This window comes from Methylobacterium sp. HJ2 (assembly GCF_056431005.1).
Genome location: NZ_JBWJYM010000005.1, coordinates 74,925 through 97,094, shown reverse-complemented (window position 1 = coordinate 97,094; position 22,170 = coordinate 74,925). Strand labels below are relative to the sequence as shown.

At 71.8% G+C, this 22,170-nt stretch carries 23 protein-coding genes and 1 pseudogene; 17 read left to right on the top strand and 7 right to left on the bottom strand.

Annotated features, from left to right (window positions below):
• Positions 1 to 83 precede the first annotated feature (83 nt).
• The 3 genes from ACS5RC_RS13960 to ACS5RC_RS13950 all read right to left on the bottom strand — a co-directional run bounded on the left by ACS5RC_RS13960 (position 84) and on the right by ACS5RC_RS13950 (position 1,555).
• Positions 84 to 431, bottom strand: coding sequence for an MmcQ/YjbR family DNA-binding protein (locus ACS5RC_RS13960; protein ID WP_478344476.1), 348 nt, complete (start codon positions 429 to 431; stop codon positions 84 to 86).
• A 6-nt stretch (positions 432 to 437) separates the two neighbouring features.
• Entirely contained in the window at positions 438 to 674 is a 237-nt protein-coding gene (locus ACS5RC_RS13955) for a hypothetical protein (RefSeq protein WP_478344475.1), read from the bottom strand.
• A 107-nt stretch (positions 675 to 781) separates the two neighbouring features.
• Positions 782 to 1,555, bottom strand: a complete 774-nt coding sequence (locus ACS5RC_RS13950; RefSeq protein ID WP_478344474.1) for an endonuclease/exonuclease/phosphatase family protein — start codon at positions 1,553 to 1,555, stop codon at positions 782 to 784.
• Positions 1,556 to 2,003: 448 nt separating this feature from the next.
• Between ACS5RC_RS13950 and ACS5RC_RS13945 the strand changes: the two genes are divergently transcribed.
• From ACS5RC_RS13945 to ACS5RC_RS13920, 6 genes and pseudogenes are all read left to right on the top strand, one after another.
• Positions 2,004 to 2,486: an MSMEG_0572/Sll0783 family nitrogen starvation response protein gene (locus ACS5RC_RS13945; RefSeq protein WP_478344473.1), complete on the top strand. Its 483-nt coding sequence runs from the start codon at positions 2,004 to 2,006 to the stop codon at positions 2,484 to 2,486.
• A 68-nt stretch (positions 2,487 to 2,554) separates the two neighbouring features.
• Positions 2,555 to 3,577, top strand: a complete 1,023-nt coding sequence (locus tag ACS5RC_RS13940) for a Nit6803 family nitrilase (protein WP_478344472.1) — start codon at positions 2,555 to 2,557, stop codon at positions 3,575 to 3,577.
• A 53-nt stretch (positions 3,578 to 3,630) separates the two neighbouring features.
• Positions 3,631 to 4,713, top strand: a pseudogene (locus ACS5RC_RS13935) (MSMEG_0568 family radical SAM protein); the annotation flags it as partial.
• 59 nt (positions 4,714 to 4,772) lie between these two features.
• Complete coding sequence (locus ACS5RC_RS13930; protein ID WP_478344471.1) at positions 4,773 to 5,312, top strand: MSMEG_0567/Sll0786 family nitrogen starvation N-acetyltransferase; 540 nt, start codon at positions 4,773 to 4,775, stop codon at positions 5,310 to 5,312.
• The gene (locus tag ACS5RC_RS13925) at positions 5,312 to 6,307 is read left to right on the top strand and encodes a sll0787 family AIR synthase-like protein (protein WP_478344470.1); all 996 of its coding nucleotides are present in this window, start codon (positions 5,312 to 5,314) and stop codon (positions 6,305 to 6,307) included. The genes ACS5RC_RS13930 and ACS5RC_RS13925 overlap by 1 nt, the downstream gene beginning before the upstream one ends.
• A 1-nt stretch (position 6,308) precedes the next feature.
• Positions 6,309 to 7,487, top strand: a complete 1,179-nt coding sequence (locus ACS5RC_RS13920; protein WP_478344469.1) for an MSMEG_0565 family glycosyltransferase — start codon at positions 6,309 to 6,311, stop codon at positions 7,485 to 7,487.
• A gap of 184 nt (positions 7,488 to 7,671) precedes the next feature.
• Here ACS5RC_RS13920 and ACS5RC_RS13915 read toward each other — a convergent pair whose 3' ends face one another.
• Both ACS5RC_RS13915 and ACS5RC_RS13910 read right to left on the bottom strand, forming a co-directional pair.
• A complete protein-coding gene (locus tag ACS5RC_RS13915; RefSeq protein WP_478344468.1) occupies positions 7,672 to 7,896 on the bottom strand; it encodes a hypothetical protein in 225 nt (74 codons plus the stop codon).
• A 177-nt stretch (positions 7,897 to 8,073) separates the two neighbouring features.
• Positions 8,074 to 8,241 carry a hypothetical protein gene (locus ACS5RC_RS13910; RefSeq protein ID WP_478344467.1) on the bottom strand — a complete coding sequence of 56 codons (168 nt, stop codon included), beginning with the start codon at positions 8,239 to 8,241 and terminating at the stop codon, positions 8,074 to 8,076.
• Positions 8,242 to 8,534: 293 nt separating this feature from the next.
• Between ACS5RC_RS13910 and ACS5RC_RS13905 the strand changes: the two genes are divergently transcribed.
• The 5 genes from ACS5RC_RS13905 to ACS5RC_RS13885 all read left to right on the top strand — a co-directional run bounded on the left by ACS5RC_RS13905 (position 8,535) and on the right by ACS5RC_RS13885 (position 13,645).
• Entirely contained in the window at positions 8,535 to 9,647 is a 1,113-nt protein-coding gene (locus ACS5RC_RS13905; RefSeq protein WP_478344466.1) for a helix-turn-helix transcriptional regulator, read from the top strand.
• 66 nt (positions 9,648 to 9,713) lie between these two features.
• Complete coding sequence (locus ACS5RC_RS13900; RefSeq protein ID WP_478344465.1) at positions 9,714 to 10,121, top strand: globin family protein; 408 nt, start codon at positions 9,714 to 9,716, stop codon at positions 10,119 to 10,121.
• Positions 10,122 to 10,205: 84 nt separating this feature from the next.
• A complete protein-coding gene (locus ACS5RC_RS13895) occupies positions 10,206 to 12,170 on the top strand; it encodes a peptidoglycan DD-metalloendopeptidase family protein (RefSeq protein WP_478344464.1) in 1,965 nt (654 codons plus the stop codon).
• Between the two features lie 126 nt (positions 12,171 to 12,296).
• Complete coding sequence (bluB, locus tag ACS5RC_RS13890) at positions 12,297 to 12,941, top strand: 5,6-dimethylbenzimidazole synthase (RefSeq protein WP_478344463.1); 645 nt, start codon at positions 12,297 to 12,299, stop codon at positions 12,939 to 12,941.
• Positions 12,942 to 13,129: 188 nt separating this feature from the next.
• Positions 13,130 to 13,645 (top strand): L,D-transpeptidase, encoded by a 516-nt coding sequence (locus ACS5RC_RS13885; protein ID WP_478344462.1) that lies wholly within the window; start codon positions 13,130 to 13,132, stop codon positions 13,643 to 13,645.
• A 21-nt stretch (positions 13,646 to 13,666) separates the two neighbouring features.
• On the opposite strand, the gene ACS5RC_RS13880 is transcribed toward ACS5RC_RS13885, so the two are convergent.
• Positions 13,667 to 14,131, bottom strand: coding sequence for a winged helix-turn-helix transcriptional regulator (locus ACS5RC_RS13880; RefSeq protein WP_478344461.1), 465 nt, complete (start codon positions 14,129 to 14,131; stop codon positions 13,667 to 13,669).
• Positions 14,132 to 14,234: 103 nt separating this feature from the next.
• On the opposite strand from ACS5RC_RS13880, the gene ACS5RC_RS13875 reads away from it, so the two are divergent.
• From ACS5RC_RS13875 to ACS5RC_RS13865, 3 genes are all read left to right on the top strand, one after another.
• On the top strand, positions 14,235 to 15,308 hold the full coding sequence (locus ACS5RC_RS13875) for an SDR family oxidoreductase (RefSeq protein WP_478344460.1): 1,074 nt from the start codon (positions 14,235 to 14,237) through the stop codon (positions 15,306 to 15,308).
• Positions 15,309 to 15,475: 167 nt separating this feature from the next.
• Entirely contained in the window at positions 15,476 to 16,486 is a 1,011-nt protein-coding gene (locus ACS5RC_RS13870; RefSeq protein WP_478344459.1) for an EthD domain-containing protein, read from the top strand.
• Between the two features lie 44 nt (positions 16,487 to 16,530).
• Complete coding sequence (locus ACS5RC_RS13865) at positions 16,531 to 16,755, top strand: hypothetical protein (protein ID WP_478344458.1); 225 nt, start codon at positions 16,531 to 16,533, stop codon at positions 16,753 to 16,755.
• Positions 16,756 to 16,833: 78 nt separating this feature from the next.
• Here the strand turns inward: ACS5RC_RS13865 and ACS5RC_RS13860 are convergent, their stop codons facing one another.
• A complete protein-coding gene (locus ACS5RC_RS13860) occupies positions 16,834 to 17,499 on the bottom strand; it encodes a L,D-transpeptidase (protein ID WP_478344457.1) in 666 nt (221 codons plus the stop codon).
• A 441-nt stretch (positions 17,500 to 17,940) separates the two neighbouring features.
• Here ACS5RC_RS13860 and ACS5RC_RS13855 point away from each other — a divergent pair, with 441 nt between their 5' ends.
• From ACS5RC_RS13855 to ACS5RC_RS13845, 3 genes are all read left to right on the top strand, one after another.
• Positions 17,941 to 19,431, top strand: a complete 1,491-nt coding sequence (locus ACS5RC_RS13855; RefSeq protein ID WP_478344456.1) for a P-loop ATPase, Sll1717 family — start codon at positions 17,941 to 17,943, stop codon at positions 19,429 to 19,431.
• Between the two features lie 181 nt (positions 19,432 to 19,612).
• A complete protein-coding gene (locus ACS5RC_RS13850; RefSeq protein ID WP_478344455.1) occupies positions 19,613 to 21,433 on the top strand; it encodes an adenine deaminase C-terminal domain-containing protein in 1,821 nt (606 codons plus the stop codon).
• Between the two features lie 376 nt (positions 21,434 to 21,809).
• Positions 21,810 to 22,169 (top strand): DUF2794 domain-containing protein, encoded by a 360-nt coding sequence (locus ACS5RC_RS13845; protein ID WP_478344454.1) that lies wholly within the window; start codon positions 21,810 to 21,812, stop codon positions 22,167 to 22,169.
• The last annotated feature ends 1 nt before the right edge of the window (position 22,170 follow it).

Genomic DNA, 22,170 nt, shown 5'->3' with positions numbered 1-22,170 from the left:
GCACGGCCAAGCCGGCGCCGCCTACACGCCGCACGCGCTGCCCGCGCGCGTGCCGCGCATGGGCGGCGACGGGGCCCTGCGCGCTAGGGCAGCGCGTGCGGCGCGTAGGCCGCGACCAGGGCCGGCGGGGCGACGGTCCGCCAGGCGGCCAGCAGGGCGGCGCGCAGGGCCTCCTCCTCGGCATAGGCGAGCTCGAGGCTGGTCCAGCCGCGCGCGCCCCAGCCCCCCGGCACCGGCGCGAAGACGTCGGGATCGGCCTCCGCCAACTCCGCCTGGAGATCGGGCGTGAGGCGCACCACCACCCGCTCCTCCTCGGTCCAGAGCGTGGCGAAGATCCGGCCGCCAACGCGGAAATCCGGGTGGCCCTGGTGGGCGCCCTCGACCACCTCGGGCAGGAGCCGCGCCAGCGCCCGCACGTCCTCGGGCAGCACCGGGGATCAGCCCGCGTGGCTCGACGGCGCCTGCCAGGCGACGCCCGGATGCTCGCGCACGTCGCCGGCCTTGGCGCCCGTATCCGCGTCGCTGACCCATTCGCCGGGCTCGGCGATCTCGGCGATCGCGTCCTCCGGGTAGGCGGCCTCCAGGAACAGCCGCGCCTCGCCCTCGGCGGCGGCCCGAACCGTCACCAGGGGCCGGTCGGGTCCGTCCAGGCGGGCGATGAAGAGCTTGGTCATGTCGTCGTCCTCTCGGGAAGCCCCGGGGCCTGGAAGCCCTGCGGGTCTGGAAGCCCTGCGGGTTTGAGGTCCCCCGGTCCGACAACGCGCCGCCGCCGGCCTCGGGCTCACGCGTCGTCGGTCGCCGCCTGCCGGACCCGCGCGGCTTCGGGCCGCGCGAGCACGATCTCGGCCAGGAGCGGCAGGTGGTCCGAGGCGATGCGCGCGAGCGGCGTGCGCACCACGGCGATCCGCCCGGCGATCCCCGCGCCCACCAGGATGTGGTCGAGGCGCAGCAGCGGCGCGCGGGCCGGGAAGGTGGCGCCCCGCCCCGCGTTTCCGGGCGCGCGGCGCAGGTCGGCGAGGCGCGCGGCGAGCCGCCGGTAGGCGCGCGACCACGGCGTGGCGTTGAGGTCGCCCATCAGCACGACCGGATCGCGGCAGCCGGGAGCGCCGAGCCAGTCCGGCCCGAGCAGGGCCTCGGCCTGCGCCACGCGCTCGCCGCCCGACAGGCCCAGATGGGTGTTGAGCACCTGCAGGCGCGTCGCCCCGAGCGCGACCTCGACCCAGAGCGCCCCGCGCGGCTCCAGGCCGAGCCGGCGCGGATGGCCCGGCAGCGGCCCCGCCCGCACCAGACGCGACGGTCCGCGCGTGAGGATCGCGTCGCCGTAGCGCCCGCCCTCGACCTCGAGGGCCGGGTGGAAATGGTGCGCCATCCCGAGCCGCCCGGCGATCAGGGCCGCCTGGTCCTGCCCGCCCGTGCGCGAGCGGCCGGAATCGACCTCCTGCAGCGCCGCCACGTCCGGACGGCAGGCGGCGAGCACCGCCGCGATGCGCTCGGGCGAGACCGCGCCGTCGCGGCCGCGGGCGTGGCGGATGTTGTAGGTGACGAGCCGGATCACGGTGTCTCGGGCAAGGGGCGGGCCCCTGAAGATAGGGCGCGCCCGCGCGCCGGCTCCCCCGGCCCGCAGGCCGATCCGATCAGGCGGGGATTGCATGGATTTCCGACGCGATCCGGATCCGCCCGGCGCGCGATCGGCCCGCGCCGGGCCGGATCGATCCGATCAATCCATTCAACTATTGCTTCGTCACGGGCGGATCTTGCCGCAGTAGCGGGCAGTCGTTGCGCACGATCTGACCGCGACGTCCGCACCGTCCGGACAGCAACGTGGCGCCGAATGCATGCAGGATTGATCGCATTCAGGGGCGCGATATTGCCTGGACCGGTGCGGGCGCCGTCGCTGGCATGCGCTTTGCCAAACCTCCCCCACCACCGGGCGGCCGGCCGGCGGACAGCCATTCGACAGACGTCTCGGGTCTGCGACCCGATCACGAGCAGGGAGGCACGCGATGCCCGCGGTGAGCAAGGACCATCACAAGAAGGGCGATTACTTCGTCGATTACGAGGAGAAGGTCTTCGAGGACGTCAAGGCCGAGCCCGGCCAGAAGGCGCTCGTCACCTTCCATACGGTCGCCTTCGAGGGCTCGATCGGGTTCGTGAACCTGCTCCAGGCGACCCGGCTCCAGCGCAAGGGCTTCGACACCTCGGTGCTGCTCTACGGCCCCGGCGTGACGCTCGGCGTCCAGCGCGGCTTCCCGACGCTCGGCGACGAGGCCTTCCCGGGCCACCAGAACTTCAACAACCAGATCGCCAAGTTCCTCAGCGAGGGCGGCAAGGTCTACGCCTGCCGCTTCGCCCTGCAGGCCCTCTACGGCCACGGCGAGCCCTCGCTGATCGAGGGCATCCGCCCGATCGCCCCGACCGACGTGCTCGACCTCGTGCTGCTGCACAAGCGCGACAACGCGGTGATCCTCGACACCTGGACGCTCTGAGCCCGTCCCGGGCGGCGGCCGGCGCAACCGGCCGCCCCCTCCCCGTTCCCGCCCCCGGAGGTCGCAGGATGTCAGAGGCACGCGTGGTGCGGGCGGCGGCGGTCCAGATCGCGCCCGATCTCGAGCGGCCGGAGAACACGCTGGCGCGCGTGCTGAACGCCCTCGACGAGGCGGCGGGCAAGGGCGCGCGCTTCGTGGTCTTCCCCGAGACCTTCGTGCCCTACTACCCCTACTTCTCCTTCATCCAGCCGCCGGCCCTCCAGGGGCCGGAGCACCTGCGCCTCTACGAGCACGCGGTGGCCGTGCCCGGGCCCGTCACCGCGGCGGTGTCGGCGGCGGCCCGCCGCCACGGCGCGGTGGTGGTGCTCGGCGTCAACGAGCGCGACCACGGCTCGCTCTACAATGCGCAGCTGATCTTCGACGCGGACGGCGCCCTGAGGCTCAAGCGCCGCAAGATCACCCCGACCTACCACGAGCGCATGATCTGGGGGCAGGGCGACGGGGCCGGCCTCGCCGTGGTCGAGACCGCGGTGGGCCGCGTCGGGGCGCTCGCCTGCTGGGAGCATTACAACCCGCTCGCCCGCTACGCCCTGATGGCGGCCCACGAGGAGATCCACGCGGCCCAGTTCCCGGGCTCGCTGGTGGGCCAGATCTTCGCCGACCAGATGGAGGTGACGATCCGCCACCATGCCCTGGAGGCGGCGAGCTTCGTGGTCAACGCCACCGGCTGGCTCAGCGAGGCGCAGGTGGAGGCCCTCTGCCCGGACGAGCGCCTGCGCGGCGCCTGCCGGGGCGGCTGCTGCACGGCGATCGTCAGCCCCGAGGGGCGCCACCTCGCCCCGCCGCTCACCGCCGGCGAGGGCATCCTCGTCGCCGACATGGACCTGGCGCTGGTGACCAAGCGCAAGCGCATGATGGATTCGGTCGGCCATTACGCGAGGCCCGAGCTGCTCAGCCTCCGCCACGACAACCGCCCGGCGCTGCCCGTCCGGCGCAGCCTCGATCCCGCCCCCGACGGGCTCCCCGCCGAGACCGAGGCCGCCGCGGCACCGGGCGACGCGCGGACCTGCGGCCTGGAGCCCCGACCATGAGCGCGACAGCCTCCCGATCCGACCTCTCCGCCCCCCGCCCGCCCGCGGCCGGCATGCCGACGGAGCGGCTGATCAACGCCCTGCAATCGCACGGCGTCCGCCTCGCCGACACCCGGGCCGGGGTCGCCAGCCGCCGCGGCGGCGCGGGCCCCTCCGACCACAAGGCGATCACCATCGCGGGCCGCACCGTGATGGTGCCGGTCCACACCGAGGCGGCCTTCGACTCGCCCTTCCTGGTGCGCGCGCCCGACCCGGACGGCGTCGCCGAGATCGAGCACGCGGGCGTCGTGGTCGGGCGCGCCACCTTCCCGGGCAAGCCCCGCTTCTACGCGCTCACCACCTTCGACGGGGTGCCCTATTCCAAGATCGCCGCGCTGCACGGGCGCGACGTGCTGGCCACCACGGTGCTGCAGACCTGCATCCGCTACCAGAGCCGGACCCGGACGTGCCGGTTCTGCGCCATCGGCCAGTCGCTCGCGGCCGGGCGGACCGTCGCCCGCAAGAGCCCGGAGCAGCTCGCCGAGGTCGCCCGCGCCGCGGTGCTGCTCGACGGCGTGCGCCACATGGTGATGACGACGGGCACGCCGAACGCCACCGACCGGGGCGCCGCGATCCTGTGCGAGAGCGCCTTCGCGGTGAAGGCGGCCGTCGACCTGCCGATCCAGGCCCAGTGCGAGCCCCCCGACGACGACCGCTGGTTCGAGCGGATGAGGGCGTCGGGCATCGACACCCTCGGCATGCATCTCGAGGCCGTCACGCCCGAGATCCGCGCCGCGATCATGCCCGGCAAGGCGAGCGTGCCGCTGGAGCGCTACTACGACGCCTTCGCGGCGGCCGTCCCGGTCTTCGGGCGCGGGCAGGTCTCGACCTACATCCTGGCGGGGCTCGGCGACGCGCCCGAGGCCATCCTGGGCGTGGCCGAGCGCCTCGTCGGCCTCGGCGTCTACCCCTTCGTGGTGCCCTTCGTGCCGATCTCCGGCACGCCGCTGGAGAGCCACCCGGCGCCGGACGCCGCGTTCATGCACGCGCTGCTCGGGCCCCTCGCCCGGATCATCGCGCGGGGCGGGCTCGGGGCGGACCGGATCAAGGCCGGATGCGGGCGCTGCGGCGCCTGCTCGGCCCTCTCCACCTACGAGATCGCCGCGCGCGGAGAGGCCGCGGGCGGAGAGGTTACGGGCGGAGAGGCGGCCCCCCGATGTTCGACCCCGTCGCCCCCTACCGGCCGAGCCTGTTCCGGGTGAAGGTCGCGAGCGCCCCCTGGGAGCGGCGGGCCTGCGCGGCTCTGCGCCGCCAGGTCTTCTGTGCCGAGCAGGCCCTCTTCGCGGGCGACGACGGCGACGCGGTGGATGCCGTGGCCCTGCCGATCTGCGCGCTCTCGACCCTCGCCGGCGACCCGGACGCGGTGGTCGGCACCGTGCGGATCCACGCGGCGGAGCGGCCCGGCGAGTGGTGGGGCTCGCGCCTCGCGGTGGCGCGGGAGTTCCGCCGGGTGGGCGCCCTCGGCGCCGGGCTGATCCGGGTCGCGGTCTCCACGGCCCGTGCGCGCGGCTGCACCCGCTTCCTCGCCCATGTCCAGGAAGCCAACGTGCCCCTGTTCGAGGCGCTGCGCTGGGACAGCCTCGGGCGCCTCGCCCTGCACGGGCGCCCGCACCACCTGATGGCGGCCGACCTCGCCCATTACCCGCCGATGCCGGATCCCGAGCGCGGCCTCGTCACCCTGCGGCGGGCGGCCTGATGGGGCTCCCCCGCATCGCCCGGATCGCCGAGGACCTGCGCAACGCCCGCGGGCTCGCCCACAAGCGCGACATCGACGCGGTGATCGCGCGCCTCGGCCTCGGCGCCCGCGACGCCGCGGTGCCGGCGGGCGACGATTGCGCGGCGATCCCCGACGGGGACGGCCACCTCCTGCTCGCCATCGAGGGCTTCCTCGACGGCTTCGTCGCCGACGATCCCCATTTCGCGGGCTTCTGCGGCGTGATGGTCAACGTCAGCGACATCGCGGCGATGGGCGGGCGCCCCCTCGCGGTGGTCGACGCCCTCTGGAGCCGTGGGCCGGCGGGGGACCCGGTGCTGGCGGGCCTGCGCGCGGGCGCCGAGACCTTCGGGGTGCCGGTGGTCGGCGGCCACACCAACACCCGCGCCGGGGGCGAGCACCTCGCGGTCGCGATCCTCGGCCGGGCCGGGCCGCGCCTGCTCACCAGCTTCGACGCGGCCCCGGGCGACGCCCTGATCGCGGCGATCGACCTGCGCGGGCGCTTCCGCGAGCCCCACCCCTACTGGGACGCGGCGACCGGGGCGCCCGCGGAGCGCCTGCGCGGCGACCTCGCGATCCTGCCGGGACTCGCCGAGGACGGGCTCGCCCGCGCGGCCAAGGACATCAGCATGGCGGGCCTCGTCGGCACCGCCCTGATGCTGATGGAATGCTCCCGCGTCGGCGGCGCCATCGACCTCGACGCGGTGCCCCGGCCCGAGGGCGTCGCCCTGGAGCCGTGGCTCTCCGCCTTCCCGAGCTACGGCTACCTCGTCGCCGCGCCGGAGAGCCGGGCCGGGGAGATCGCGGCGCGGTTCGCCGCGCGCGGGATCGCCGCCGCGCGGATCGGCGGCCTCGACGCGAGCCGGGTCGCCCGGGTGCGGGAGGGGCCTGGGGATGAGGCGGCCGAGGCGGTGGTCTGGGACTTCCAGGCCGAGCCGCTGATCGGCTGCGGCCAGATCGGATCCGGGCCGGCCTGAGATGACCGAGCGCCGCCTGCGCATCGCGATCCTCGCCCATTCGACCAACCCGCGGGGCGGGGTGGCGCACGCGCTGGCCCTCGCCGAGGCCCTGTGCGCGCGGGGCCACGACGCGGTGGTGCACGCCCCCGACCCGAGCGGCGCGGGCTTCTACCGCCGGGCCGCCTGCCCGGTGGTCTCGGTGGCGGCGGCGCCCGCGCCCGGCGGCACGGTGGAGCTGGTGCGCGCCCGCATCGCCGATTACCTGCGCCATTTCGCGACGCCGGCCGCCTGCGACTTCGACGTGTTCCACGCCCAGTGCGGCATCGGCGGCAACGCCCTCGCGACCCTGACCCGGCGCCGCCTGATCCCGGGCTTCCTGCGCACCGTCCACCATCTCGATCAGTTCGCCGACCCGCTGCTGGCGCAGTGGCACGACCGGGCGATCCTCGACGCCCGGCAGGTGCTCTGCGTCAGCCGGACCTGGGCGCGGGCGCTCGACCGCGACTACGCCGTCCCGGCGACGGTGGTGGGCAACGGCGTCGATCTCGCGGCCTACGCCCCGGAGCCCGCGCCGGAGGACGCGGCCCTGCGCGCGCGCTACGGCCTCGGGACCGGGCCGGTCTTCCTCTGCGTCGGCGGCTTCGAGGCGCGCAAGAACGCGCTGCGCACCATCGCGGCCTTCGGGCGGATCCGGCGGGACTGGCCGCAGGCGCGCCTCCTCGTGGTCGGCGGCGCCTCGCTGCTCGACCACGCCGCCTACGAGGGCGCCTGCCGCGAGGCGCTGGCGCGCGCGGATCTCGGCTGCGGGCCGGGCGAGCCGGTCCTGCGCACCGGCCCGGTGCCGCAGGCGGCGATGGCGGGGCTCTACCGGATCGCCGCGGCCCTGGTCTTCCCGTCGCTGAAGGAGGGATTCGGCCTCTGCGTGCTGGAGGCGATGGCCTGCGGCACCCCCGCCATCGTGGCCGACGGCGCGCCCTTCACCGAGTATCTCGCGCCGGGCGACGCCCTCTTCGTCGATCCCCTGGACACCGAGGCGATCGCCGCGGCGATGCGGGCCGCGTGCGATCCGACCGTCCGGGGCCGCCTCGTCCCGGCCGGGCTCGCCGTCGCCCGCGCCCATGGCTGGGCCGCCTGCGCCGAGCGCCACCTGCCGGCCTACGCCGCCCTGGCCCGGCCGCCGGAGCCGGTGGTCGCCTGAGCGGGCCGCGCCGCTGGATACAATCGTGAGTCGTTTCGACGCGTCTACCTAATCTGGGGGATGTGGCGCCGCACCGTGGCCGCTACGCATGGGGTTCCCAAGACGCGAGATCCTGGCCCGCCCGACCCCGTGTCGCGGCGGGCCTTTTCGCGACCGGGCCGTCCGGGGTGCCCGTCAGAGCGCCTTACAGCCCCTCCCCGCCGAAGGCCGTGTAGGCATCCTGGGCCATGTCCGGCGCGGGTGCCGTCTCCACCGAGGCGGAGAGGACGAGCAGCAGGCCGGCGATGGCCGCGACGGCCATCAGCAGGATCGAGAGCGCCTCGGCATGCCGGCGCGCGGCATGGATCAGGGCGCAGCCGAGCGCGAAGGCGAGGACCTGCGCGGCCGGGGCAGTCAGGCTGACGCTCATCGGGGCTCCCGCAGGCTCTCGGATCGCAGGGTCTCGGATCGCAGGGTCTCGGATCGCAGGCTCTTGGATCGCGGGCTCCCGGATCCGCGCGCGGCCCGGGCCCGGCGCGGCGCTCCCGGCTCGCCTGTCCGCCGCATCCGGTTGCGAGAGAGGGGGGCCACCGTTCGGGACGCGGCTCTAGCGGAACAGCGGCAGGCCGAACCCGATCAGGGCGAGCCCGGCGACGAGCAGGAGGCCGCCCGCGCGCTCGCGCCGCTCGTGCGGGCCCGGCCCCGTCCGCTCTCCGCTCGCGAGGACGACGACCGAGAGGCCGAGGAGGGAGAGGGCTGGGATCGCTCCGGTCACGGTGTTCCCTTCGGGTCTCGCCGCGAACCGCGCGGACGTCGACGTCTTGGTCGGCCCGTCGTCGGTCGGGGCCGGTTCGGGCCGCCGGCGGCCCCGATCAAGGTGCCGCGGCGGCAGTGTCCAGTCATGCCGCGCGGGGGTGTTTGGCGGCGGAAGGTCTTCTTCGAACCTGTTCAATAACAAAGCTTGGCATCTTTCATGTCCCATCTGAGGTACGCTGATTCGGATCGCTGTGACGTACGCTCCCGCCCTGACGCGGCGCGACCGCGACAGGCAGGGGAGCGCAGGGCGTCATGGAGGTGCGGGAGGCCGGGTTCGGGGCGCTGATCGACCGGATCTACGAGGCGGCGGCGGTACCGGGGCAGTGGCGCGAGGCCTTGGCCGAATGCGCCGGCACGCTCGGGGCCGACGGCGCGCTGCTGGTGCCGGGGCCCGATTCCGCCCTGGCCCCGGGGTGCAGCGCCACCCTCGACGAGGCGGTCGCGCTGGGCGTGCGCGAGGGCTGGTTCTCCCGGAACCCGCGCCTGCAGCGCGGCGTCGCGGTCCTGCGGGATCCCGCACAGATCGTGACCGAGCAGCACCTCTTCACGCCGCGCGAGCTCGATCACATCCCCTTCAACGCCGAGTTCGTCAACCGCGTCGGCTACCGCTCCTTCGCCGCGTTCCGCCTCGTTCCCGAGGGCCGGAACAGCGTCTTCCTCTCGCTGGAGCGCCGGGGCACGCGCGAGGCCTACGGCGGGCGCGAGATCGAGCGGATCGGCCGGCTCGTCCCCCATCTCCAGCGCGCGGGGCGCCTCGCCCTGCGTCTGGCGGAGGCCCGCGCCGAGGCCGGGCTCGCGGCGTTCGACCTCCTGCGCTGCGGCGGCGTGCTGCTCGACGGCGCCGGGGGCGTGGTGCGGATGAACGCCCGCGCCCGCGCCCTGACGGGCGACGGCCTCGCCTTGGTCCAGAACGTCCTCGTCGCCCAGCACGGGGCGAGCAACGCGGCGCTGGGCCGGCTGATCGGCGAGGTCCTGCGCGGCGGATCCGATCCGGAGCGCGGCCCGCCCGGCCCGGTGGCCGTGCGGCGGCGCTCCGGCCCGCCCCTGGTGGTGCATGGCGTGCCCCTTCCGGGCGCCGCCGGCGACGTGTTCCAGCGCGCGCGGGCCGTCCTGCTCCTCATCGACCCGGCCGACGGGACGGCGCCGGGAGAGGCCCTGCTGCGCCAGGCCTACGGGCTCACCGCGGCCGAGGCGCGCCTCGTCGCCGCCCTCGCGGACGGGCGCGACCTCGCCGAGGCGGCCCAGGGCCTCGGCGTCGCGGTGAGCACGGCGCGCACGCAGGTCAAGGCCGTGTTCGCCAAGACCGGGACGCACCGGCAGGCCCAGCTCGCGGCGCTGCTGGCGCGCCTCGCCCGGGGGCCGTGAGCCGAGCGACGGGCCGGGCGCGGCCGTGGTATGCCGGCGGCCCCGCAACCGTTCAGGAACGCCACGATGACACCGGAGCAGGTGCAACTCGTCCAGGACAGCTTCACCAAGGTCCGGCCGATCGCCGACACGGCCGCCGATCTGTTCTACGGCCGTCTCTTCGAGATCGCTCCCGACGTCCGCCGGATGTTTCCCGAGGACATGACCGAGCAGAAGAAGAAGCTGATGAGCATGCTGGGGCTCGCCGTGTCGAACCTCAACCGGCCCGAGACCGTGGTCCCGGCCGTGCAGGATCTCGGGCGCCGCCACGTCGCCTACGGCGTCGAGGAGGCGCATTACGCGCCGGTCGGCGAGGCGCTGCTCTGGACCCTGGAACAGGGGCTCGGGGCCGATTTCACGCCCGATCTCCGCGCGGCCTGGACCGAGACCTACGGTCTCGTCGCCGGCCTGATGCGCGAGGCCGCGCGGGGCTGAGGCCCCCTGCCCCCGCCCGGGCCTCACTCTGGCCGCACTCCGGAGGGAAGCGGGCAAGCTCAGCCGTAGGCAGCCCGAACCGCGATGCCGCCATCCCGTCGTCCCGCCCTGACGGACGCTCCCGAATCCGATCGCCCGCCCGCGCCGCGGCGCGGGCGCCAGGGCTGGGGGCCGCCGGGCCGGCCGCGCCGGGCCTGGAACGCGCCGGAGACGGCGCGGCAGGTCAGCCTGCGCTGGCTCTGCGCCAGCGTCCTCTGCGGGTTGGCCGGGGCCGGCCTGCTCTCGGCGGCCCTCGAACTCTCGACCGAGGGGCCCGTCCCCGCTCCGCCCGGCCCGCACGGGGCCGGACCGGGCCCCCGGCGTCCGGCCGCGGACGCCGCCGAGCCCCTCCCCCACCGCGGCGACCGCCTCGTGCGGGACGAGCCCGTCGCCGCCGACCGGCAGGCCTTCACCGCCCGCATCAGCCGCCGGATCGGGGATCGCGAGGTGCTGCGGGCCCGCCCCTTCGTCCATCTGGCGACGCATCTCGCCACCGTCGCGGACCCGGCCGGGATCCCGGCCTACGATCCGGTCCGGCTCTTCGCGCAGCGTTCCGACGAGCCGGACCCGCCGGAGGCGGCCCCCGGCGGCGCCGCGGATGCCGACGTCACCCTGCTCAGCCGCGACCTCGCCCGCGACCCCGGCGCCGCCGCCCTGCCGGAGGATGCGGCCGCCCTCGACGATGCGGAGGTCGCGGTCCTGGTGGCGGAGGAGGCGGCGCTGGCCGACCCGCTCCGGCGCGGGTCCGAGGGCCTGCTCTCCCACGTGCTGACCGCGGCGCGGCTGCAGGATCCGGACGCAGCCGAGCCCGGCCCGTTCCGGGATCTCGACGTGCGCATCGTCCCCGAGAACGTCACCCGGATCGCCCGGCGCGAGCACGACCCGCACGGCCCCGGCGGCGAGACCCGCGATCTCGTCCTCACGGCGGACGAGGGCCTGGCGGCCGCGCTGCGCGCCAACGGCGCCGACGCGGACCTGATCCGCCGCGTCGGCGCGGCGCTCGGCCCGCAGGCCCGGGCCGCCGGCGAGGGGCAGCACCTGCGCCTCCTCCTCGCGCCGGGGCCCGACGGCGCGGCGCGGATCCGGCGCGTCACCCTGTACGGCACGGCCGGCATCGAGGCGGCGGCGGCGGAGGCCGACGACGGCCGGGTCGTCGCCCTCGCCCCGCCCGCCGCGGCCCCGCCCGGGCCCCGGCCGGCCGAGCCCGACGCGGAGGCGGGCGCGCATCTCTACGCCAGCCTCTACCAGACCGTGCTCGCCAACGGCCTGCCCCGCGGCCTCGCCGAGGATCTCGTGCGGGTCTTCGGCTACGGCGTCGACCTGCAGCACCCCGTCGGCGCGGGCGACCGGATCGAGCTGCTCTACAGCCCGGCCGAGGGCCATGCCGAGCGGCCCGAGCTCGTCTTCGCCGCGCTGACGCTCGGCTCCGAGACGCACGAGGCCTACCGGTACGAGGGGCCGGACGGCGTCGACTACTTCACCGGCCAGGGCGGGAGCCTGCGCCGCTTCCTGCTGCGCAAGCCGATCGCCGAGGGGCGGCTGACCTCGCCCTTCGGGACGCGGATCCACCCGGTGCTGGGCTACGGCCGCTTCCACAACGGCGTCGACTGGGCGAGCGCGGCGGGCACGCCGGTCCTGGCCACCGGCGACGGCACCGTGCTCGCCGCCGGGGCCCACGGCACCTACGGCAACCGCATCGAGGTGCAGCACGCCAACGGCTATGCCAGCGCCTACAACCACCTGCTGCGCGTCGCCCGCGGCATCGTCCCGAACGCCGCCGTCCACCAGGGACAGGTGATCGGCTATGTCGGCTCGACCGGGCTCTCCACCGGCCCGCACGTGCATTACGAGGTGACCATCAACGGCCGCTTCGTCGATCCGATGAAGATCCGCCTGCCCGACGGGCACGCCCTCCAGGGCCCGGTCCTCACCGCCTTCCTGCACCGCAAGGAGGAGGCGGACCGGCTGCGCCACCCGCCGGCCGCGACCGCGACGGTCTCGGGCCTGTAGCGCGGGCGTCCCGTGGGCCGGCGGAGGCTCCCGCTGGGCGCCCGCGGATCGCGGGTGTAGAGGGCTGTGCGATCCGCGCGGAGCCGCGCCGGATCCTCTCGCCGCCGAGGCCAGCCGCCCGTCCCGATGCCGGACCACCCGCCCACCTTCGACGCCGCCTTCCGCCGGAGCCTGCGCGACCTGTTCGCGTGGCGCCGCGACGTGCGCCGCTTCCGGGCCGAGCCGGTGGCCGAGGACCTGCTGCGGGCCTGCCTGGAGGAGGCCTGCCTCAGCCCCTCGGTCGGCAACAGCCAGCCCTGGCGCTTCGTGCGGGTGGCCGATCCGGCCCGCCGCGCGGCGGTGATCGAGAGCTTCGCCCGCTGCAACGCGCTGGCCGCCGAGGCCTATGCGGGGGAGCGCGGGGCGCTCTACCGCAGCCTCAAGCTCGCGGGCCTGCGCGAGGCGCCGGTCCATCTCGCGGTGTTCTGCGACGAGGGCACCCAGGCCGGCCACGGCCTCGGGCGCGCCACCATGCCGGAGATGCTGCGCTACTCCGTGGTCGGCGCGGTGCAGACGCTCTGGCTCGCCGCCCGCGCCCGCGGCCTCGGCCTCGGCTGGGTCTCGATCCTGGAGCCGGCGGCGGTGACGGCGCTCCTCGACCTGCCGCCGGACTGGCGGCTCGTGGCCTATCTCTGCCTCGGCTGGCCGGCGGAGGAGCATGCCGACCCCGAGCTCGTCCGCCACGGCTGGCAGGCGCGCGACCCGCGCGGCGCCATCCTCACCGAGCGCTGAGCCGCAGCGACCCCTGAACGGATCCTCTCCGCGATGCCCCGCATCCGCCGGGCGGCGCCGGCGCGCCCTTTACCCTGCGGCGGGATTTGCGTGCGCAACGCCTTCGTAAACCACGAGTTTTCTGGAACGCGAAGCGGGGCCGTGGATTACTTTCGCACAACGCTCACGCTTGTCGAGGATGACGGTCGATGTCGGTTCGGTCCTGGGGTCTATCTGCGCTGGCCGGTCTCGCGCTCGCGGGTCTCGGGGCACCCGCGCCGGTGGCCGCGCGCGAGGTGGTGGCCTTCCCCTACTCGGCCGCGCCGGGCACGGTCGTGGTCAGCATCTCCGAGCGCAAGCTCTACCTCGTCAACGGCGACGGCACCGCGATCCGCTACCCCGTGGCGGTGGGCAAGCCCGGCAAGCAATGGCTCGGCACCGCGGCGATCGACGGCAAGTACGTCCGCCCGGCCTGGTCGCCGCCCTCGGAGGTCAAGCGCGACAACCCGCGCCTGCCCAACCTGATCGCGGGCGGCTCGCCCGGCAACCCGATGGGCGCGGCGGCCCTGACGCTCTCGGGCGGGCAATACGCCATCCACGGCACCAACCGGCCGAGCTCCATCGGCACCTGGGCCTCCTACGGCTGCATCCGCATGTTCAACCAGGACGTGGTGGATCTCTACGGTCGCGTCGATGTCGGCACGCCGGTGACGATGGTGCGCTGAGCCCGGGCCCTCGGGACGGCGCTAGTCGCGCTCCGGCGACCGCCCGGACCGCCGACGGGCGCCGAGCCGGTCGAGGGCCCCCGCATGCGCGCGGCCCCAGTCGTAGAGCATCTGGATCGGCTCGAGGAACTCGCGGCCGAGCGGCGTCAGGCTGTACTCCACCCGCGGCGGCACCACCTCGAAGACGCGGCGGCTCACGAGGCCGTCGCGCTCCATCTCGCGCAGCGTCTGGGTCAGCATCTTCTTGCTGATGCCGGGCAGGCTGCGCTGGAGCGCCCCGGTGCGGCCGGTGCCCCCGTGCAGGGTGTGGAGGGCGTGCAGCACCATGCTGGTCCATTTGCTGCTGAACAGCTCCAGCACGCGGCGCGGCGCGCAATCCTCCGCATGGGTGGTCTCGGCCCGCGGATCCGGCCCGTCCCCCGTCTCGTCCCGTCCGGTCGTCGCGTCGTGTCCGGTCGTGGCGTCGTATGCGATCCTGGCCGCCATGGGCACCTTCGGGTGACTATGTCCCCTCCGGGTGCCTTCTAGCCGCCGGCGCGGCCCGCGCCTACCTGCCGGGTCCGGATCGACGGACGGCAAGGAGGCGGACATGACGGATGCGACGCGCACGGCCCTCGTGGTGGGATCGAGCGGGATCGTCGGCAACACGCTGGCGCGCCACCTCGCGGGGGAGGGCTGGGCGGTGAGCGGTCTGGCGCGCAGGCCCGCCGCCGACGTGCCGGGCCTGCGCCCGGTCGCGGCCGACCTCCTCGACCCCGAGGGGCTCGCGACGGCCCTGGCGGATCTGCGCCCGAGCCACGTCTTCCTCGCCACCTGGATGCGCCAGCCGACCGAGGCCGAGAACATCCGGGTCAACGCCGCGATGGTGCGGAACCTCCTCGACGCCCTGCGCCCGGCCGGCAGCCTCTCCCACGTCGCCCTGGTGACGGGGCTGAAGCACTATCTCGGCCCGTTCGAGGCCTACGGGAAGGGCACGCTCCCGGCCACGCCCTTCCGCGAGACGCAGCCGCGGCTGCCCGTCGAGAATTTCTACTACGCGCAGGAGGACGAGATCTTCGCCGCCGCCGCGCGGGACGGATTCGGCTGGAGCGTGCATCGGCCCCACACCATCATCGGCTACGCCATCGGCAACGCCATGAACATGGGCGTGACGCTCGCGGCCTACGCCACCCTCTGCCGCGAGAGCGGGCGCCCCTTCCGCTTCCCCGGCTCGGCCGCCCAGTGGAACGGGCTCACCGACATGACGGACGCGCGGATCCTCGCCCGCCATCTCGCCTGGGCCGCCACCACCCCGGCCGCGCGCGACCAGGCCTTCAACGTGGTCAACGGCGACGTCTTCCGCTGGAGCTGGATGTGGGGCCGCATCGCGGAGTGGTTCGGCCTGGAGCCCGCCCCGTTCGACGGCACGGTGCGCCCCCTCGAGGCGCAGATGGCGGGCGACGCCGGCCTCTGGGCGGAGATCGCCCGGCGCCACGGCCTCGCCGAGCCCGATCTCGGGCGCGTCGCCTCCGCTTGGCACACCGATGCCGATCTCGGACGGCCGATCGAGGTCGTCACCGACATGAGCAAGAGCCGCCGCCTCGGCTTCCTCGACTACCAGGCGACGGACGAGGCCTTCTTCGACCTGTTCGCGCGCCTGCGCGCGGCCCGGATCATCCCCTGATCATCCCCTGATCATCCCCGGATGCGGTCTCCGGTCGATCGAACCGGAGACCGCATCGGCCAAACCCGGATCGGCGCCCGGGCGTAGCCCGGATCCGCCCTCCCGCCGGGAGGGTCGGGACCGGGCGCGTGGCCGGTCGCCGGAGGCACGAGACACCAGGAGCCCGCATGAGCCACGACGCCCCCGACCTCGCCCGCTCGGACATGCTCCAGCGCCCGCCCCACGGCGCGGCGACGATCTCCACCACGAAGCCCCTGATCGTCACGCCGACCTTCGTCTCGCGCAGCGACGCCACTCCCTGGTCCGAGCGCCCGCACGATCCGGGCTCCGCCACGGGCCGGGACGGCCGGGCGGTCGCCCATCCCGACCGGCACCCGGAGGCGCTCGCCCTGGAGCCCGATCCCAATCGCGCCTTCGAGCACTGGGACGCCTATTGGCGGAAGGTGCACGGGCCGAAATTCGCCTACGCGGAGCCCGGCGCCTCGAACGCGCGGGTGCTGCGCTACGATCAGGTCCACCGCCTCGCCTCCGGCCCGTCCTCGGACGCGCGCCCGCCCTACCGGGCGATGGTGGACGCGTCGGGCCGGCTGGCGGCGGACCCGGCCGCGCGGGTGCCGCCCTACCGGCCCCCGCTCTGGGACGGCTTCGCCTACATCGCCTACGCGGAGACCGACGACATCGCCCGGACGCTCGATCAGCCCCAATACGCCGCGCGCATCATCGCCGACGAGCGCACGGCCTTCCGCATGGTGACGCGCGAGGTGGCCCGCGAGTACATCCTGATCCCGAGCCCGCGCCACCGCGATCCGGTGAGCCTCGTGAAGATCCATCGCCGCCGCCCGGACCTCTCCCGGGAGGCGTTCCAGCGGGCATGGCTGCACGAGCACGCCGCGCGGGTGCTGGCGGAGGCGGAGACCGCCGCCCTGGTGCGCCGCTACGCGCAGCTGCACCCGTTCGGCGCGACCCAGGACGATCCGGAGGGCTCGAAGATCGACGGCATCTCCGTCCTGTCCTTCGCCTCGCTCAACGACGTCGAGGATTACCTCGTCACCCCCGGCTACGCGGCGATCGAGGCGCACGAGGCCGGGCTGACCGATCCGGAGGGCTCGGAATTCTGGACGGCGGTGAACTACAGTGTGATCAACCGCCTCGACCCGGAACGGGCGACCGAGCGCTGAGCCCGGGACGCAACGCGCGGGGCCTTCCGTCCGTTAGGAATCGCATGGTCAGCATCGCCATCATGATCGGCACGCCCGCCGGCACCCGCCTGATGGCGGCCGCGACGGAGCGGGACGCCGCCCGGATGGCAGAGACCGTGCTGCTCGAACTCGACCGGACGGTGCTCCCCGTCCCGGTCTGGGTCCAGTGCGGGAATGCGGGCGTCCGGGCCCGCCTCGATGCCTATCTGGCCGCCTATCAGGCCGAGCTGACCGCGATCGAGGCCTGAGCGAAGCCCGGGCCGATCCGCGCCTGTCTCCCCGCCCGCGGAGGCCGGCCGCCATCCGTGTCCGGCGAGCCCGGCCCCCTACTCGTAGCCGTCGCCGTAGATCGGCGCGGCCCGGTAGTAGATCGGCGCGTAGGCGCTGTCGTCGGGCCCGTACCCGGCCGGCCCGCGGGCGCGGCGCCGCACCGGTGCGTAGCCGTCGTCGAGGCCCCGGTCCATCTGGCCGCGGCCCATCTGCATGCCCGCCGACATCACCCCGCCGCCCTCGTAGCCGCGCGCGACCCGGCTGCGGGAGGAGCCCCGCGCGACGCCGGTGCTCGCGCCCTCGACCACGATGCGGGTGGCGCCCATCCCCTCGGTCTTGACCAGCCGGAACAGCGAGGCGGCCTTGCCGGTGGCGAGGCGGACGCAGCCGTGCGAGGCGGGGCGCCCGAGGGCCGAGACGTGGCCGGTGCCGTGGATGGCGTGGCCCATGCCGGTGAAGAAGATCGCGTAGGGCATCGGTGCGTCGTCCCATTCCCGCGAGAAATGGGTGCGGGCCATGCGCTGCGGCCGGTAGGAGCCGTTCGGCGTGTCGTAGCCGGCCGCCCCCGTCGAGACCGGCCAGGAATAGCGCGGCTGCCCGTTCACCGCGACGGACATGCGCTGCGTGTCCTTGTCGATCCGGATCAGGACGTCGGCGCGGGCCGGCGCGAGCGTTGCGGCGAGGAAGGGAAGGGCGAGAAGGAGCGCAGTCAACGGGCGCATGAGGGCCTCGAGCAGGAGGAAGCGGGGCGGTTCTATCCTACGAAATTACTCTGGTGGGGGGCGGGGGTTCCAGGAATAGGTGAGGATGGTGGTGCTCCAGCTTCACACTCGAAAGGCTGAACGGCAGTTCTGCGATAATATTTTTTGAAACCACTCGACAATAACATCTCTATTTTTGAGATTACAAACAAAAATAACGTATGAATTGTCGATAATCACTAGTTTGTTTCCATAAATCGAAAGATAATAAAATATTCTCGAAAAGTAAATTTCTGCGCTAGGTCAGCCTAAAGCTTTTACATACGTCGGATTTTGCCACAGTTGGAGGCCATAAGATGTTGCATATCAAGCTTACGCCTACCTCGACAAATCTGGCTACGATCAGATATCATATCGTATCATCAAAAGGGACGCTATAGAGCGCAGTTGAAAGAAATATAAATGACAATTGGATTCGGGGATTTCTATAAAAATTTTGGTTTCTCGTCGTATCCGTTCTCTGTTTTCACATCAGAGAACGAGAGAGATCACGGAAAAGATTTATTCGTTGATTTTTCCATGTATAGTCCCATTATAGAAGGCTTTGTTAGCGGCCGCACGATGTTGCTATCCGGAGATCGGGGTACTGGCAAGACTGCTATCATTTATGATTTTTGTCGCAGAATTGATAAAAATTCACTAGTTGTAAATATAAGTGATTACTCTGATCTGCCTAAACCTTTCGATTCTACAGAATTCTATAGATTTGTTATCTCTCAATTGAGTGAGCGACTTTTTGTGAAGATGGCAGATGATAGGAAGCACGGATCTGGGCTCAGTGCTTCCGATAAAGTCTTGTTGTCTTACTTTCTTGCAAAATTTGTTAAGCAAGCGAGTAAGGATGATTTGCATAGAAAAATAGTATCTTTGCAAACAGGCTGGAAAGCAAAATTTGGTCGCATTTTGTACTCTGTAGCTAGAATTCCTCTTAATATAGGCGCAAATGCTACCGTAGCTTTTCTATCTGATCTCATAGCACAAGCGTCAGGGACTCCGAAGCAGCAAGGAGAATGGAAAGATTATTTTCGCGAGCATCTAGGGAGTGTTGATGAGAGTTTTGCTGATGCTGAGTTTTCATTAGACATGCTTAAGAAATTAACGATTCTCGCGAAAAAAATTGGCTATCAGAAAATAATACTTGTGTTTGATAAAGTCGATGAGGACGCGCGCCTGAGTAACTCTGCCGAAGAGATAGAAGAGTTTGTCGAACCTATCGTGACAGATGTAAGATTTCTCACCGCCGAAGAGTTTCAAGTAATTTTCTCAATATGGGTTATTCCGTACAACATGCTAAAAGATCGCGTTCGAACGCAGAAAATATATTGTCCTGGAGTAAGCTGGGGTAATTCTGATCTGGTTTCAGCCGCAGATCGGCGTGTGTCTGTATTCTCGGAGCAAAGAATTAAATCTGTAGCAAGTCTATTCTCTGAAGGATCAAAAACTGACGGTTTTTCAGAGCTTTTGAATTTAGCCAATAAAAACCCTCGCGATCTATGGCATCTTTTGGACAGAAGTTTCCGTGCGCAATACAAAATAGACCCCTCTGCAAAAGCTATCTCAGCTGAGGCAATTAGCCAAGGTATCAATGATTTTGTTTGCCAGTTCAATTTTTATGAATATTACCCGAGAAAGTCGAATGCTAGAGCAAATTCGATGGATATATATGCCTATATAAAGCATCTTCTGAGACTTCAAAGCCCAGAATTCACAAAAAATCAGTTGAACGATCGAGCAGGAACAGGGAGCTCGACCCAAAATTATGTTGCAGCCATGGAAAGCATGGGATTGGTCGAAAAAAGTGGGCAGACCGGCGGAAGTGCGACATTTCGTATTCGCGATCCAAAGGTGGTTCACGCCTTAAAAAACAACTTGGAAATTGCCCGAAGTAATTAGTTGATGATAAGCGGAGTAAGTTGAAATTACTTTGGAGCTGGAAGGATCGCAAGGAGCCGGAAGCCGCGTTGGTCGGGCGACTGGCTGTGTTGCTCGTCGTCATAGCGGAGCCGCATATCCCAAACGGTCCATGGCACACTCCATGCCCGTCCCTCTCCCCCGCACCCGGTGGAAGGCCCCGATGAGCACCCTGACCCGCTTCTCCGTCGCCCCCCTCGCCACGATGACGCGCCGCCTCGCCGCCGTGGCCGCGGGCCGCGCCGAGCCCGATCTCGTGATCACGGGCGCCCGCGTGCTCTCGACCTACTCGGAGCGGATCCTGCCCGATCGCGAGATCTGGATCGCGGGCGGGCGCATCGCCGCGGTGCAGCCCGCCGGGACCGCGAAGGGCGGGCGGCGCTACGACGCGCGCGGCGGGCTGATCGCGCCCGGGCTCGTCGATCCGCACCTGCACATCGAGAGCAGCATGATCACGGCCTGCGCCTACGCGGAGGCCGCCCTCGTCAACGGCACGACGACCATCGTCTGCGACAGCCACGAGATCGGCAACGTGCTGGATGCCGACGGCGTCGCCTGGATGCTGGAGGATGCGCGCGCCGCGCCCCTCAACATCTACCTCACGGTGCCGAGCACGGTGCCGGCCACCACCCCGGCGATCGAGACGGCGGGCGGCGACCTCACGCCGGAGAAGATCGCCGCCCTGTTCGACGCGTGGCCCGAGGCGCTGGGCCTCGGCGAGAAGATGGATTTCGTGGCGGTGGCCGAGGGCGATCCGCGGGCGCACGCCATCATCGCGGCGGCGCTGGAGCGCGGGCGCCCGGTCTCGGGCCACATCTACGGCCGGGCCTTCGTGGCGCCCTACGCCGCGAGCGGCGTCACCGACACGCACGAGGCGGTCGATGCCGAGATCGCCGACGACCTCCTGGAGGCCGGCGTCTGGATCTTCCTGCGCGGGGGGCCGCCGACCACGCCCTGGCACTCGCTGCCCAAGGCCATCGGCACGGTGACCGAGTACGGCGCCGCCTGGAAGCGGGTCTGCGCCTGCACGGACGACCGCGACGCCGACGACCTCCTCGCCTACGGGCTCGACTGGGTGGTGCGCGAGGCGGTCGCCCGCGGCATCCCCGAGCCCGCCGCCTGGGCGATGGGCTCGCTCCACCCGGCGACCCGCTACGGCCTCGACGGCGAGATCGGCGGCCTTGGCGGCGGGCGCCGGGCCGATCTGGTGCTCCTGAACGACGATCTGGTGCCCCAGGCCACATGGTACGGGGGCGAGTTGGTGGTCGAGGACCGCAGGGTCACGCCGCGCCTGGAGGCGGCCCTGTCCGCGCCCTACCGCTACCCCGAGCGCGCCTACCGCACGGTGCGCCTGCCCGATCCGCTGCCCGCCCTGGTGCCGCCGCTGCCCGCCGCCCCCTGCACCGTCAACGCCATCCGCACCACCCTGCCGGGGATCGAGCTGGTCCACGAGCGCGTGGCGCTGACGCCCGCGGCCGACTGGGCCGGGACGCTCGCGGCGCACGATCTCTGCCACGTGGCGGTGATCGAGCGGCACGGCCTCTCCGGGCCCGCCTCGGGCGGGGCGGCAGGCGGCGTCGCGCACGGGCTGCTCAGCGCCTTCGGGCTCAAGGGCGGCGCGGTGGCCTCGAGCGTGGGCCACGATTCGCACAACATCATCGTGGCGGGGCTGAGCGAGGCCGACATGCGCGTCGCGGTGGAGGCGGTGGCGGCGATCCAGGGCGGCGTCTGCGTCGTCGCGGACGGCCGCGTCATCGCGATGGTGCCCCTGCCGGTGGCGGGGCTGATCTCGGACAAGCGCGTCGGCGTCGTGGCCGAGGAGGTCCGGGCGCTGAAGGCCGCCTGGGAGCGGGCGGGCTGCGCCATCCCCTACATGGGCTTCAACCTGATCCCGCTCTCGGTGATCCCGCAGATCCGCATCACCGACAAGGGCCTCGTCCTGGTGCCGGAGATGCGGCAGGTGCCCCTGTTCGAGGCAGCCTGACGGGGGCGCCGCGGCGCAAAAAAAGGCCGCCTGGGGAGGCGGCCTGAAGTCCTTGGGTCTCGAAACCTCTGGAGTGTCGGTCCGTGGATCCGATCGGACGTCCGAGGGCTGGGGAGCTCGGGTTTCGGACGCCCGGCCGGGCACGGGCCCGACGAGATTTCAGGATCTGTTGTCGCCCCGCAACAAGGCCCGCGAAAGGCGCGATCGGGGCGAAATCGTGGAGATTCATCTCTTCCGCGTTGCCGGGACGGCACAGCCCCAAGCCCCTGCGGGCCGGCCCTGGGCCCCCTGCGGGCCGGCGCCTGGGCCCTTGCGGGCCGGCTCGCGGGCGCCCATCATTCCGGCCAAGGATGCCGCGGAACACGACGGAGCGAGAATGAGCGAGCGGGTGGGCGACGATTCGAGCGCGCGGGTGGTCCCGTTCCCGGCCCCCGCGAGCACCCCGCAGATCGCCTTCGACCGCCACGAGCTCCGGACGATCTTCAATCTCTACGGGCGCCGCGTCGCCGAGGGCGAGTGGCGCGACTACGCCCTCGATTTCCGGCGCGACAAGGCGGTGTTCTCGATCTATCGCCGCACCTCCGAGATGCCCCTCTACCGCATCGAGAAGGACCCGAAGTTCGCCCGGCGCCAGGGCGCCTACGCGGTGGTCGCAGCCGGCGGTCTCGTGATGAAGCGCGGCTCCGATCTCGCCCGGGTCCTCGCCGTGCTCGAGAAGCCGCTGCGTGCGGTGTGAG